Here is a 15,617-nt window from a genome sequence, read left to right on the forward strand (position 1 = left end):
CGCCCCTCTCCGGTCACCCGCGCGCAGGTTGCCTCCGTACGGACCCCGTCCCGCCCGCCCCGGCCCGCGAAGGACTCCGGTCCGCGCCCTCCGGCCGGACGAGAGCCTGCGCGGCGAGCGCCTTGCGGTCGGTCTTCCTGTTCGAGTTGAGCGGGAACTCCGTCAGGCGCCGGAACTCACGCGGCAGCGCGCCACCGGGCAGCAGCGGCCGCAGATGCCGGAGGAAGGCGGCCGGCGCGACCGGCTCCCCGGTGTAGAAGACCACCAGCTCGAGGGAATCGTCCGCCGGGCGGACCACCGCCACCGCGTCGCTCACCCCCGGACAGGCACGCGCCGCGTTGTCGACCTCCGCCAGCTCCACCCGAAGACCCTTGATCTGCACCTGTGAGTCGAGCCGCCCCACGTAGGCGAACTGGCCGGCCGTGCGCACCACCCGGTCACCCGTGCGGTACCAGGTGCGTCCGTCCGCGACGAAGAACCGTCCCACGCCGTCCCGCGCGTCCAGATATCCGGGCGTCAACTGTGGTCCACTGACGCACAGTTCACCCCCCTCGTCGCTCTCTTGGCCGTCGGCGTCCAGCGTCCGCGCCCGAAGCCCCCCGTGCAGGGCGCCGATCGGCACGATCCCGTTGACCGCGAGCCCGGGGGAGGTCCGCGCCGACCAGCGGTGGACGCTCACCGTGATCGTCAGCTCGGTCGGACCGTAGAGGTTCTCGACCACGCCGTGGCCCACCGCCCGCTGCCAGTCCGCCGCGTCGGCGCACTTCAGCGCCTCACCCGCGAAGAAGCTCCAGCGCAGGCCCGGCATCGAGCCAGGCGTCAGCCCGCCGGTGCGCCGCACCAGGGCGACGGCGCTGGGCGTGGAGAACCACACGGTGACGCCCCGCTCCCGGACGAACCCCGGCAGGTCCAGGTAGGCGGTCGGCGGGACCGGGTGCACACAGGCGCCCGCACCCCAGGCGCAGAACAGGTCGAAGATCGCGCAGTCGAAGTTCAGCTCGACCGTCTGGGCGAAGGCGTCGCCGGCGCCGAAGTCGTAGCGCGCGTCGACCTCCGCGAAGTAGTGGAGGAAATTGGCGTGCGTCAACGGCACCCCCTTGGGCCGGCCGGTGGAGCCCGAGGTGAACAGCACGTAGGCGATGTCGTCGAGGGCGACCCCGCTCGGCTCCGCCAGGGCGTCCCCCGGCTCCTCCCGCACCAGGCCGGCGGCCGTCCCGGCGCCGCCGGGCAGGTCAGGGCACAGCACGGGCAGGTCGAGACCGGCCTCCCGCACCGTGACCAGGCCGTCCGGGTCGGCGATCACCGCCTCGACCTCCGCCGCCCGCAGCATCTGCCCGATCTGCCCGGCCGGCCACCGCACATGCAACGGCACCGCCGCGGCCCCGCTGTAGAGCGCGGCGAGCACCCCCGCGTAGCCGGTGCGGTTCTTGCCCGCGAGCACCGCCACCCGCCGCGGACGCCGTCCGAGCCGGCGAACGAGCGCGCCCGCCCAGAGGAGCGCGCTGTCGTGCAGCTCGCGGTACGAGTACTGCTCCGCCGCTCCCAGGCACAGCGCGGGACGGTCGGGGGCGGCGCGCAGACCACCGAGGAAACGATGGTGCAGTCCGGCGTCCGGTACCGGCTCGGTCATCGTCGTCTCCAGCCGCAATTAGGGGTTGTTGCCCGATCGCAGGCGCCCGTAGGTTGGCGCCGAATTCGCCGAGCGGGAAGGGCCCGACCATGTGGGATTCCGAGTTCGAGCAGCTGCTGCGACGGCACACCCCGTTCATCGGGCCGGACGAGCCGCTCACCGAAGACCTGCCCCTGAAGGACCTGGGGCTCGACTCCATGGCGACCGTCGAGCTGCTCGCCGAGCTCGAGGCGGCCTACGGCGTGCGCTTCAGCAACGACGCCATGAGCATGGAACGCTTTGCCACCCCCGGAAAACTGTGGCAGACGCTCACCGAGGTGCAGGCCGCGGCCTGAGCCACGCGCCGGCGGTCCGACCGCCGGCGCCCACCCGCTCACGTCCTGCCCGCCGGCAGCCGGCGGGCAGGCGGCACCAGAGCACGCCGGGCGGTGAGCGTGGTCACCGTGAAGTTGTCGGTGCTCGCGCGCACCCGGCCCCACAGACTGTCCTGGCCCGCGACGACCAGCTCGGTCACCCCGCGGGCCCGCAGCGCCGCCACCACACTGAGCCAGCGCACCGGCGCCACGATGCCGTCCAGCACCATGTCCCGCACCTGCCCCGCCGTGCGGACCTCGCCGCCGTCGTGGTCGTCGACCAGCGGCAGCACCGGGTCGGTGAACACCAGCCGCGAGAACACCTCGCGGTCCACCTCCTCGCGCAGCGCCGCGAACGACGGCGAGTGCATGGGCGGACGCATCGTGGCGAGCGGCAGACCGCCACGCGCCCGCATCCGCTCCACCAGCCACGGCAGCCGCGCCTCGCGCACCGACACGATCGCGAAGTCCGAGTCGACGTAGCAGGCCACGTCATGCCACTCGTCCCGCGCCCGCAGCTCGTCGAGCACCGCCTCCAGCTCCACCGCCGGGAGGCGCGCACAGGACTGCGACACCGTGTCCGTATAGTGCTCGGCGAAATACCGGTCGACGCACGCACTCCATCCCGCCGTCATCCGCACCGCGTCGGCCAGGCCCACCGCGCCCGCGTACACCGCGGCCGGCATCCCGCCGAAACTCGGCCCGACGACGACGTCCGGCCGCAGCCCGGAGCGCAGTTCCGCGTCCCGGGCCAGCGCCAGGCAGCTCACCAGGAACGACACCCGGGAACTCTCCGTGAACCGCCCGTCCTCGTCCCTGTACCGGTCCAGCAGGTGGTATCCGAGCGTGTCGCTCGCCTCGGCGACCAGCGCTCTGGCCGATCTGCCGAGCATCAGGAACTTCGCGAGGTCGGCATACGGCGTGACGCTGATCCCGGGGAAGACGATCGCCGTACCGGTCGCTCTTGCGTTGTCCACGCACCCTCCAGTTCGGCCGGTCAACGGCGTGCGGGCGCTTGGTCCAGCCGCCCGCACGCCTCGTCGTGCCGAGTTTCCAGACGCCCGCAAGCGCACAGAACCCCTAGCGTCCCCTAAGCCCCGGGAGGCCGCCGCCAAGGAGCTGCCGGGCCGACGCGCAGTCACTACATTCGGCGCCCGGAACGTGCCGCGCACTTCCCGCGCGACACCGCCGCCCCCGTCCGCCGACAGGAGAACCCGTGACGTCGCAGCCCCCGCCCTCGGTCCGCTTCGCCTGCGCCACCGACGAGAACGACAACCTGCGCGGCTATCTGCTGGCCGCGGCAGCCACCACCCCCGACGCGCCCGCCCTGGTGGAACGCGCGCCCGACGGCGGCCTGCGCACCTTCACCTACGCCCAGCTGGAAGGCCTCGTCGACGAATACGTGGATGGCCTGGACCGCCTGGGACTGGACGTCGGTGACCGCGTCGTCGTGCAGTCCCACCACTGCTCGTCGGCCGTGGCCGTACTGCTGGCCTGCGCGACGCTCGGGCTGCCGTTCGTCCCCGTCGCCCCGGACCTGCCCGACGAGCGCCTCGCCCTGATCATCGACAGCGCACGGCCGGCCCTGTTCCTGCAGTTCGGCGACGACGTCCGCGGCCGACTGCCCGACACCCTCGGCACCGGCCGCTTCGGGGACGACGGCCTGCGGATCGACCGGGCGCCGCGCCCCGGCCCACGGGTGCGCAACGGGGTGACGCCCACCGACTCCGTCTACATCATCTTCACCTCCGGTACCACCGGCCGCCCCAAGGGCGTGGTGATGACCCACCGGGGCGTGCTGGCGTTCCTGCGCGGCGTGCGGCGGCTCGGCTTCGTCGCCCCCGGAGACCGGGTCGCGACCACGTCCCCCCTGCAGTTCGACTTCTCGCTCGTCGACACCGGCATGGCCCTGGGCTGCGGCGCCACCATCGTCCCCGTGCCCCGCGACGAACTCGGCTGGCCCCGCCGCTTCCTGGACTTCCTGACCGAGGCCGAGGTCAGCCAGGTGCACGGGGTCCCGTCCATCTGGCGGCCCGTGCTGCGCACCGCGCCGGCCGAACTGGGCGCGATGCACGCGCTGCGGCGGATCGTCTACTCCGGTGAGGAGTTCCCGCTGCCGGAGATGCGGCGCCTGTCCGCACTGCTGCCGCAGGCGCAGATCGTCAACGGCTACGGCGCCACCGAGTCGATGGCCGCCTCCCTCACCGCTGTGCCCACCCCCCTGCCCGACACCCTGGAACGTCCCTCCATCGGCTGGGCGCACCCCGGCGCGGAGATGACCCTGGTCGACGCGGACGGCCGGCCGGTCACCGAACCCGGACGCACCGGCGAGATCCACCTGCGCAGCCCGGCCCTGTTCTGCGGCTACTGGGACGACCCCGAGGCCACCGCCGCCGCGCTCGTGCCCGACCCCTTCCAACCCGCCTCCGGCCAGATCGTCTTCCGCACCGGTGACCTCGCCTACCGCGGCCCGCAGGGCGAGTTGTACTTCTGCGGCCGCGTCGACTCCCAGGTCCAGGTGCGGGGCAACCGGGTGGAACTCGGCGAGATCGAACGCCGGTTGCAGCAGCACGAGGGCGTCGCCTCGGCCGTCGTCGTCCTCGACGAACGAGGCGATGCGGAGCCGGTGCTGAGCGCCTTCCTGGTGCGCGCAGACAGCGCGGCCGGCCAGGGGGCGACGGCGGCCGCCGTCCGCGCCTTCTGTGCGGCCGCTCTGCCCTCCTACATGCTTCCGCAAGGCGTCCACTTCGTCGGCGACATCCCGCTGACCGTCAACGGCAAGGCCGACCGCCGCGCGCTGCTGGCCGGCGTCCCGCGCTGAACGCGCCCCGCTCGGCCGGCGCAGGGGAACGGTTCCGGCCGCGGGCCGGGGCGGGCCGGCCGACGCTCCGGCGGCGGGAGGCGCACCGACGGGCGGACGGCCACCGGGGCGGGGCGGCATAGGGGGAGTCCCCGCAATCGCAGGGGTGGGGCGGATTCTCGCCGAAAGCTACCGTCGAGCGGCGAGACGCGCCCGCCCCTCCCGTCGGAACCCGAGTGTCGAGGTGACAGCCCAGTGATCCCCGCCGATGACGCCGGCTCCCACGTGGAGCACGGTGCCACCACTCCTCAGCCGACCGCCCCGACGAGCACCGCCGCGGCGGACAGCGCCGTGGCGGGCACAGCCGCGACGAGCGCGGAACTGACCCGGCTGCTGCGCGAGCAACTGCACGAGATCCGGCTGCGCACCGACCCGCGGGCCGAGGGCGAGATCGACCCCGAACTGCCGTTCCGCGACCTGGGCATCGACTCCCTCGGCCTGGTCGAACTGCACGCCCGGCTGGTCGCCCGCACCGGGCTCGACCTGCCCGTCACCGTCGGCTTCGAGTACCCGCGGCCCGCCCTGCTGGCGCGCTACCTGCGATCGCGGCTCCTCGGCACGCCCGACGAGGCGCCCGAGCCGGAGCCGCACCGGGGCGGCGCCGACGACCCGATCGCCGTCGTCGGCATCGGCTGCCGCTACCCCGGCGGCATCGGCTCGCCCGACGACCTGTGGCGCGTCGTGGCCGGCGGCGAGCACGTCGTCGGCGACTTCCCCGACGACCGCGGCTGGGACCTCGACGCCCTCTTCGACCCCGACCCCGACGCACCCCGCACCAGCTACGTCCGCAAGGGCGGATTCCTGCCCGGCGCGGGCGACTTCGACGCGGAGTTCTTCGGCATCGGGCCGAAGGAGGCCGTCGCCATGGACCCGCAGCAGCGTCTGGTCCTGGAGACCGCCTGGGAGGCCCTGGAACACGCGCGCATCGACCCCACCACGCTGCGCGGCAGCCGCTCCGGCGTGTTCGTCGGCGTCGAACCGCACGAGTACGGCCCCCGCACCCACGAAGCCCCCGACGGCGTCGACGCCCATCTCCTCCTCGGCAACCTGCCCAGCGTCGTCTCCGGGCGCGTCGCCTACACCCTCGGCCTGGAAGGGCCGACCCTCACCGTCGACACCGCCTGCTCCGGCTCCCTCACCGCACTGCACCTCGCCGTGCAGGCGCTGCGCCGCGGCGAATGCGGCCTCGCCCTGGCCGGCGGCGTCGCCGTCATCTCCAGCCCCGGCACGTTCACCACCTTCAGCAGACAGCGCGGCCTGGCCGCCGACGGCCGCTGCAAGGCCTTCGCCGCCGAGGCCGACGGCACGGCCTTCGCCGAGGGCTCCGGCATGCTCGTCCTTGAACGGCTCGACGACGCCGTCAAGGCCGGACACCCCGTCCTCGCCGTGGTGCGCGGCACCGCCATCAACCAGGACGGCGCGAGCAACGGCCTCACCGCCCCACGGGGCGAGGCCCAGAAGAAGGTCATCCGGCAGGCCCTCGCCGACGCCGGCCTCACCGGCGACCAGGTCGACGCCGTCGAGGCGCACGGCACCGGCACCCGGCTCGGCGACCCCATCGAGGCCCGCGCGATCCTCGACACCTACGGCCGCGACCACTCGGCCGGGGAACCGCTGTGGCTCGGCTCGGTGAAGTCGAACATCGGGCACACCGGCGCGGCCGCGGGCGTCGCGGGCGTCATCAAGGCGGCGATGGCGATGCGGCACGGCGTGCTGCCCGCCACCCTGCACGCCGAGAACCCGACCCCGCACGTGGACTGGTCGGCCGGCACCGTACGGCTCGCCACCACGTCCCGGCCGTGGGAGCCGCGAGAGGACCGCCCGCGCCGGGCCGCGGTGTCCTCCTTCGGCGCGAGCGGCACCAACGCGCACGTCGTCCTGGAGGAGCCGCCCGCCCGGCCCGCCCCGCCCCCGCACCCCGGCGGCGTCCAGGGGCCCGTCCCCCTGCTGCTCAGCGCCCGCAGCGAGGCCGCGCTGCGCGCACAGGCCGCACGCCTGGCCGAGCGGCTCACCGCACAGCCCGCCGGGGACACCGACCTGCGCGACGTGGGCTACTCCCTCACCGCCACCCGCGCCGCCCACGACCACCGGGCCGTCGTCCTCGCCGACGACGCGGAACAGGCCCGCGCGGGACTCGCCGCGCTCGCCGCGGGGGAGCGGCCCACCGGCCGCGCCGGCCGGGGCTCGCTCGCCGTCCTGTTCACCGGCCAGGGCTCCCAGCGCCTGGGCATGGGCCGACGGCTCCACGAACGCCACCCCCTGTTCGCCCACCACTTCGACGTCGTCGCCGACCACATGGACCTGCTCCTCGACCGGCCGCTCGCCGACGTCGTGTTCGCCGCCGAGGGCACCGCGGCGGCGGAACTCCTCGACCGCACCGAATACGCCCAGCCCGCCCTGTTCGCCCTGGAGGTGGCCCTCTACCGCCTCCTCGAATCGTGGGGACTGCGCCCCGACTTCGTCGCCGGGCACTCCGTCGGCGAACTCGCCGCCGCCCACGTGGCCGGGGCGCTCTCGCTGCCCGACGCCGCGATGCTGGCCGTCGCGCGCGGCCGGCTGATGCAGGAACTCCCGCCCGGCGGAGCCATGGCCGCGCTCACCGCGAGCGAGGACGAGGTGCTGCCGCTGCTCGGCGACACCGTCGCCGTCGCCGCCGTCAACGGGCCCACGTCCGTCGTCGTCTCCGGCGCCGAGGCCGAAGTCGCCCGCATCGAGGCCCACTTCGCGGGCCTGGGCCGCCGCACCCGGCGGCTGCGCGTGTCACACGCCTTCCACTCGCCGCTGATGGAGCCGATGCTCGACGAGTTCCGGCGCGTCGCCGACGCCATGACCCACACCGCCCCCGGCATCCCGGTCGTCTCCACCCTGACCGGCGAACCGGCCGTTCCCGACGCCGGCCACTGGGTACGGCACATCCGCGGCACCGTGCGCTTCGCCGACGCCGTCCGCCACCTGCACGACGCCGGAGTCACCACCTTCCTGGAGGTCGGCCCCGACGCCGTCCTCACGGCCCTGACCCCCGCCTGTCTGCCCGGCGCCGCGGACGACGTCGCCGCCCTGGCCACCCTGCGCGCCGGCCGCGACGAGGAGAGCGACCTGCTCGACGCGGTCGGCGCGGCCTGGATGCGCGGCGCGAGCGTCGACGGCGCCGGACTGTTCCCCGACGCCCGCGCCGTGCCCCTGCCCACCTACGCCTTCCAGCACCGCCGCTACTGGCTCGACCTCCCGGCCGCACCCGGAACCGGCGGGGTCGGCCTCACCCCCCTGAACCACCCCCTGCTCACCGGCGAGATCACCCTCGCCGACGGCGACGGCACCCTCCTGACGGGCCTGCTGTCGGCGCGCGCCCAGCCCTGGCTGCGCGACCACGTCATCGCCGGGGAGCGGATCCTGCCCAGTACCGGCTGGCTGGAGCTGGTGCTGCGGGCCGGCCTCGCCGTGGACTGCCCGCGCGTCGACGAACTCCTCGTCCTGACGCCGCTCACGCTGACCGGCGACGCGTCCGTGCCCGTGCAGATCCGCGTCGCCGCGCCCGGCCCCGACGGGCGCAGACAGATCCGCGTCTCGTGCCTGGACGCCGCGACCGAGAACTGGGTCACCCACGCCCGCGCCACCGTCATTGCCATCCCCACTGCCACTGCCACTGCCCCCGCCGGACCGGCCGGGACCGGCGACACGTCCGCACCGGGCGGCGCCCCCGGGGCGTGGCCGCCGCCCGGCGCCGAACCTCTCGATCTCGGCGCCTTCTACGCCGACCGCGCCGACGCCGGCTACGCCTTCGGCCCCGCGTTCCGCAACCTGCGGGCCGCCTGGCGGCTGGGCGAGGAGGTCCTCGCGGAGGTGGGCCTCGACGACACCGCGCGCACCGGGGCCGAACGCTTCCTCGTCCACCCCGCCCTGCTGGACTCGGCCTTCCACGCCGCCGACTTCCTTCCCGCCCCCGACACTGGCGGCACCCGCATCCCCTTCTCCCTCGACGGCGTCACCGTCCACGCTCCCGGCGCCACCTCGCTGCGCGTCCGGCTCGAGCGCGACGCCACCGGACTGCGCGCAGAGCTGACCGACGCCGGCGGCGGACCCGTCGCCACCGTCGAGACCGTCGTCGAACGCCCTCTGGGCGACGCCCGCCCCCGCCGGCCCCTCTACGAAGTGCGGTGGGAGCCGACACCGGCCGGCACCGGAACGCCCCGGCTGGCCCTCGTCGGCGCCCCGGCCGTACCGCTGCCCGGCGAGACCTACCCCGATCTCGCCGCCCTGCGGGCCGCGCTCGCCGACCGGGCCGAAGCGCCCGACGCCGCCGTCGTGTTCGTCCGCACCGGCGAGGACTCCACCCCGGCCGCCGCCCGCGCCGCCGCCCTCCGCACCCTCACCCTGCTCCAGGAGGCGCTCGACTCCGGCCTCGGCGCGCTGCGGCTCGTCCTCGTCACCGAGAACGCCGTCGCGACCGGAGCCGCCGCACTCGACGGACTGGCCGCCGCCCCCGTATGGGGCATGGTCCGCGCGGCCCAGGCCGAACACCCCGGCCGGTTCGTCCTCCTCGACGCCGAACCCGGCTGCACACCGGACCAGTTGCTCGCCGCGCTCACCGCCGCCCTCGACCCCGCCCGGGGCGAGGACCAGCTGGCCGTCCGCGACGGCGAACCGCACGCCGCCCGCCTCACGCGCATGCCCGAAACCGACCGCGACGGCGACGGCCACACCCCCGCGCCCTGGACCGACGGCACGGTCCTCATCACCGGCGGCACCGGCGGCCTCGGCCGCCACGTGGCCCGCCACCTGGTCGCCCGGCACGGCGCCCGCTCCCTGATCCTGACCAGTCGCTCCGGTGAACGCGCCCCGGGAGCGGGCGAGTTCGCCGAGGAACTGCGCGCGGCCGGCGCCCGTGTCCGCGTCGAGGCATGCGACGTCGGCGACCGTGAGGCCGTGGCCCGCCTCCTCGCCGGCATCGACCCCGACCGGCCGCTGACCGGCGTCGTCCACGCGGCCGGCGTCGTGGCCGACGGCGCCGTCACCACCCTCGGCCCCGCCCAGGTGGACAGCGTCTTCACCGCCAAGGTCGACGGCGCCTGGCACCTGCACGAACTCACCCGCGACGCCGGCCTCGGCGCCTTCGTCCTGTTCTCCTCGGCCGCCGCCACCATGGACGCGGCCGGCCAGTCCAACTACGCCGCCGCCAACGCCTTCCTCGACCGGCTGGCCGAGCACCGCCGGGCCCTCGGCCGGCCCGCCACCTCCCTGGCCTGGGCCCTGTGGGCCGGCGACGAGGGCATGGGCGGCCGGCTCGACGAGGTCACCCTGCGGCGCACCCAGCGCTCCGGCGTGATCGCACTGACCGCCGAACAGAGCCTCGCTCTCTTCGACGACGCCCTCACCCGCGACACCCCGGTGATGCTGCCCCTCCGGCTCGACCTGCCCGCCCTGCGGGCCCGCACCGGCCCCCTCCCGTCCGTCCTCGCCGCCCTCGTCCCCCGCAGACCACGCCCCACGACCCGGGCCGCCGGCCCCGCCGACGGCGAACTCGCCCGCCGTCTGGCCGCCCTCACCGAACGCGACCGCCGCCCGCTCGTCCTGGACCTCGTCACCCGCCACGCAGCCGCCGTCCTCGGACACGAGCACGCCGACGCCGTCGACCCCCGCCGCCCGTTCAGCGAGGTGGGCTTCGACTCCCTCGGAGCCATCGAACTGCGCAACGCCCTCGGCGCAGCCACCGGCCTGCGCCTGCCGTCCTCCCTGATCTTCGACTACCCGACCCCGGCGGCCCTGGCCGACCACGTGCTCGCCCTGCTCGCCCCGGAGCCCGCCGAGGCCACCGCCGAGGAGACGGTCGCACCCTCCGACGACGACCCCATCGCCGTCGTCGGCATGGCCTGCCGCTACCCCGGCGGCGTCTCCACCCCCGAAGAGCTGTGGCAGCTCGTCGCCCACGGCGTCGACGCCATCTCGCCGTTCCCCGTCAACCGCGGCTGGAACACCGCCGAACTCTTCGACCCCGAGATCGGCCGCACCGGCAGGACCTACGTCCGCGAAGGCGGCTTCCTCCACGACGCCGCCGACTTCGACGCCGACTTCTTCGGGATCAGCCCCCGAGAGGCCGTCGCCGTCGACCCGCAGCAGCGGCTGCTCCTGGAGACCTCCTGGGAGGCCGTGGAACGCGCCGGCATCGACCCCGGCAGCCTGCACGGCAGCCGCACCGGCGTCTTCGCCGGCGTCATGTACCACGACTGGGCCAGCCGCCTGCGGGACGTCCCCGACGACCTCGCCCCCTACCTCACCAACGGAAGCTCGGCCAGCGTCGCCTCCGGCCGGGTCGCCTACGTCCTCGGCCTCGAAGGGCCCGCCGTCTCCGTCGACACCGCCTGCTCCTCCTCCCTGGTCGCCATGCACTGGGCGATGCAGGCACTGCGCCGGGGCGAGTGCACCCTCGCCCTGGCCGGCGGCGTCACCGTCATGGCCACCCCCGAAACCTTCACCGACTTCAGCCTCCAGCGCGGCCTGGCCGTCGACGGCCGCTGCAAGTCCTTCGCCGACGCCGCCGACGGCACCGGCTGGGGCGAGGGCGCCGGCATGCTGCTCCTCGAACGCCTCTCCGACGCCCGCCGCAACAACCACCCGGTCCTCGCCGTAGTCCGCGGCTCCGCCGTCAACCAGGACGGCGCCTCCAACGGCCTGACCGCACCCAACGGCCCCTCCCAGCAACGGGTCATCCAGCAGGCCCTGGCCGCCGCCGGACTCGGCCCCGCCGACGTCGACGCCGTCGAGGGACACGGCACCGGCACCCGGCTCGGCGACCCCATCGAAGCCCAGGCCCTGCTCGCCACCTACGGCCGGGACCGCCCCGGCGACCCTCTCTACCTCGGCTCCATCAAGTCCAACATCGGACACGCCCAGGCGGCGGCGGGCGTCGCCGGCGTCATGAAGATGATCCTGGCCATGCGCGCCGGCGTCCTGCCCGCCACCCTGCACGTCGACGCCCCCTCGACCCAGGTCGACTGGAGCGACGGCGGCGTCGAACTGCTCACCCGCTCACGCGGCTGGCCGCGCGCCGGCCGCCCGCGCCGCGCCGCCGTGTCGTCCTTCGGCGTCAGCGGCACCAACGCCCACGTGATCCTGGAGGCCGTCGAGCCGCCGCCCGCGCGCACCGCCGGCACCCCGGCGGGACCGCTCTGCTGGCCGCTGTCCGGACACAGCGAACAGGCCCTGCGCGACCAGGCCGCCCGCCTGCACACCGCACTCCGCGACGACGACACGTTCGCCGTGGGCGCGGTCGCCCGCAGACTCGCCCTCGGCCGCGGCGCCCTGCCCCACCGGGCCGTCGCCGTCGGCGCCCGGCCGGCCGAACTCCTCGCCGCACTGCGCGAGATCGCCGCCGGCCGGGCCGCCGTGACCGGCCGCGGCAGGCCCGGCCGGGTCGGCTGGCTGTTCACCGGGCAGGGCTCCCAGTGGGCCGGCATGGGCCGGGGCCTGCACACCCACTGCCCGCCCTTCCGCGACGCCTTCGACGCCGCCTGCGCCGCCCTCGACCGGCACCTCGCCTCCCCGCTGCGCGACGTCCTGTGGGACACCGGCGGCAGCGGCGACCTGGACCGCACGGAGTGGACCCAGCCCGCCCTGTTCGCCGTGCAGGCCGGCCTCGCCGGCGCGCTGCGGCACTGGGGGCTGCGTCCCGACGCCGTACTCGGCCACTCCATCGGCGCGCTCTGCGCCGCCCACACCGCCGGAGTGCTCGACCTCGACTCCGCGGCCCGCCTGGTCGCCGCCCGCGGCCGCCTCATGCAGGCCCTGCCAGGCGGCGCCATGCTCGCCCTCAACACCACCGAGGAGCACGCCGCCCGCCTGACCAAGGACCTCGCCCTGGACCTCGCCGCCGTCAACACGCCCGGCTCCGTCGTCGTCTCCGGGCCCGAACAGGCCGTCCGCCAGGCCGCCGAACGGGCCGCCGCGGACGGCGTACGGCACAAGCGGCTCGCCGTCTCCCACGCCTTCCACTCGCGGATGACGGAGCCGATGCTCGCCGACTTCGCCGAGGTCGCCGCGAGCGTCGACTACCGCGAACCCGAACTCACCGTGGTCTCCGACGTCACCGGCCGCCCGGCCGGCCCCGGCGAACTCACCGACCCCGCCTACTGGGTCGAGCACGTCCGCCGCACCGTCCGCTTCGCCGACGGCGTGACCGCCCTCCACGACGACGGCGTGACCCGCTTCGTCGAGATCGGCCCCGACGCCACCCTCACCGCCCTGGCCCGCGAGACCCTCGCCGACACCGAGGGCACGGCCTTCGTACACCTCCAGCGCGCCGGCCGCGACGAGGCCACCGAACTGGCCACCGGCCTGGCCACCGCCTTCACCGCCGGCCTGGAGCCCGACTGGGCCGCGGTCCTCGCCGGCACACCCGACGACCCCGAACTCGTCCTGCCCACCTACGCCTTCCAGCGCCGCCGGTTCTGGATCGACGCCGGCGCCCCGCCCCTCGACGCCGGCGCCGCCGGCCTGGACGCCCTCACCCACCCGCTCCTCACCACCGCCGTCCCCGACCCCGGCACCGGCCGCACGGTCCTCACCGGACGCCTCGACGCCGCCAAGCACCCCTGGCTCGCCGACCACGCCGTCCACGGCGTCACCCTCCTGTCCGGCACCGGCTTCGTCGAACTCGCCCTCGCGGCGGGCGAGAAGTGCGGGGCGCCCGCCGTCGACGAACTGACCCTGGCGGCCCCGCTCGTCGTGCCCGCCGAGGGCTCCGTCACCGTCCACGTCGCCGTCGGCGAACCCGACGCCGCCGGCTCGCGCACCGTCACCGTCCACTCCCGCGCCGACGGGCGCACGGACTGGACCCGGCACGCCGGCGGCTCGCTCGGACCCGCGCCCGAGACCCCGCCCGCCGCCCCGCCGGCCTGGCCCCCGCCGCACGCCACGGCCCTCGACGTCACCGACGCCTACGCCCGGCTCGCCGACCAGGGCTACCACTACGGCCCGCTCTTCCAGGGCCTGCACGCCGCCTGGGCCGACGGCGAGAACCTGTACGCCGACGTCGCGCTGCCCGACACGGCCGACGCCGGACGCCACCGGCTGCACCCCGCCCTCCTCGACGCGGCCCTGCACGTCGAGTCGCTCGGCGGCCCGCATTCCGGCGAGACCCTCATCCCCTTCGCCTGGCAGGGCGTCCACGTGCACCGGCCGGGCAACGCAGCCGTCCGCGTCCACCTGCACCGGGCCACCGGCGCCGAACACAGCTCCCTGCACCTGTACGACACCGACGGCGCGCCCGTCGCCACGGTGCGCTCCGTGCACGGCCGCCCGGTCAGCGAACAGCAGCTCGCCGATGCCCGGCGCAGCCCCCTGCACCGCGTCGACTGGAAGCCCCTCGACGTCCCCGCCGACGGCGGCGGCCCCACCACGGTCGGCCCGCCCGAAGCCTTCGGACTCACCCCCGCCGCCCCCGACGTCGCCTCGCTCGCCTCCCTGCCCGGCCCTCCGCCCCCACTGGTGCTGCTCGCCTGCCCGGCGCACGACACCGAGCTGCCGGCCGCCCTCCACACCGTCACCGCCCACGTCCTGGGCGAGGTCCAACGGTTCCTGGCCGCGCCCGCCCTCACCGGGAGCCGGCTGGTCGTCGTCACCGGCGGTCTCGCCGCGGGCGCGGTCGCGGGACTGGTCCGCGCGGCCGAGGCCGAACACCCCGGACGCTTCGGTTTGATCGACGTCGACACCGAACCGGCCTCGCACGCCGCCGTCCCCGCGGCCGCCGCCTGCGGCGCCTTCGAGGTCCGCGTCCGCGACGGCCACTGCTCCGTACCCCGCCTGACCCCGGTGACCGGCCCCGCCCCCGAACCGCAGCCCATCGACCTCGAGGGCACCGTCCTCATCACCGGCGGGACCGGCGGTCTGGGCGCGATGCTCGCCCGCCACCTCGTCACCCGGCACGGCGCCCGCCACCTCCTCCTGGCCAGCCGCCGCGGCCCCGCCGCCCACGGCGCCGACCGCCTCACCGCAGACCTCCAAGCCCTCGGCGCCACCGTCCGCATCACCGCGGCCGACCTCACCGACCGCGACACCACCGCCGGCCTGCTCGACGGCATCGACCCCCACCACCCCCTCACCGCCGTCTTCCACCTCGCCGGCACCCTCGACGACGCCCTCCTCACCGACCTCACCCCCGACCGCACCCACCCCGTCCTGCGCGCCAAAGCCGACACCGCCTGGCACCTCCACGACCTCACCCGCCACCACCCCCTCACCCACTTCGTCCTCTACTCCTCCGTCGCCGGGCTGCTGGGCTGGGCCGGTCAGGCAAACTACGCGGCGGCGAACACGTTCCTGGACGCGCTCGCCGAGTACCGGCACGCCCGCGGTCTACCGGCCACCTCACTCGCCTGGGGACTGTGGGCCGAGGGAATGGGATCAACCCTCAACAGCAGCGAGACCGCCCGCTGGACCACCGCCGGCATGACCCCCCTCACCGAGTCGGCCGGTGCGGCGCTGCTGGACGTCGCCCTCGGCCTGGACGCCCCGCTCCTTGCGCCCGTCCGCTGGGACCGCACCACGCTCACCGCACTCGCCGGGCAGGGCGAACTCCCGCCGCTCCTTGAGCGTCTGGCAGTCACACGTCGAGGACGTCCGACGGTCGGGACCCGCGTCGGCACCGGCGCCGGCAGCACGGCGTCCGGGTGGCAGCAGGAGATGGGTGGTCTGTCTGAGGTGGAACGGGCCGCCGCCGTCCGGGAACTCGTCACCCGCGTCTGCGCCGCCGTCCTGCACACCCAACCCCAACACCTCGCCA

General features: G+C 75.5%; 5 protein-coding genes. 3 read left to right on the forward strand and 2 right to left on the reverse strand.

The features are described from left to right. Positions 1-13: 13 nt before the first annotated feature. Positions 14-1,630: an AMP-binding protein gene (locus ACGFSH_RS33745; RefSeq protein WP_393355329.1), complete on the reverse strand. Its 1,617-nt coding sequence runs from the start codon at positions 1,628-1,630 to the stop codon at positions 14-16. Positions 1,631-1,719: 89 nt separating this feature from the next. Between ACGFSH_RS33745 and ACGFSH_RS33750 the strand changes: the two genes are divergently transcribed. Beyond that, positions 1,720-1,965 carry an acyl carrier protein gene (locus tag ACGFSH_RS33750; protein ID WP_393355331.1) on the forward strand — a complete coding sequence of 82 codons (246 nt, stop codon included), beginning with the start codon at positions 1,720-1,722 and terminating at the stop codon, positions 1,963-1,965. A gap of 38 nt (positions 1,966-2,003) precedes the next feature. Here the strand turns inward: ACGFSH_RS33750 and ACGFSH_RS33755 are convergent, their stop codons facing one another. Next, positions 2,004-2,960, reverse strand: coding sequence for an ACP S-malonyltransferase (locus ACGFSH_RS33755; RefSeq protein WP_393355334.1), 957 nt, complete (start codon positions 2,958-2,960; stop codon positions 2,004-2,006). A 239-nt stretch (positions 2,961-3,199) separates the two neighbouring features. On the opposite strand from ACGFSH_RS33755, the gene ACGFSH_RS33760 reads away from it, so the two are divergent. Further along, entirely contained in the window at positions 3,200-4,804 is a 1,605-nt protein-coding gene (locus ACGFSH_RS33760; protein WP_393355336.1) for an AMP-binding protein, read from the forward strand. 234 nt (positions 4,805-5,038) lie between these two features. Next, positions 5,039-15,617, forward strand: a 10,579-nt coding sequence (locus ACGFSH_RS33765; RefSeq protein WP_393355338.1) for an SDR family NAD(P)-dependent oxidoreductase, incomplete at its 3' end; no start/stop codon positions are given.

This window comes from Streptomyces sp. NPDC048481, assembly GCF_043200075.1.
In the GTDB taxonomy this organism is placed as follows: domain Bacteria; phylum Actinomycetota; class Actinomycetes; order Streptomycetales; family Streptomycetaceae; genus Streptomyces.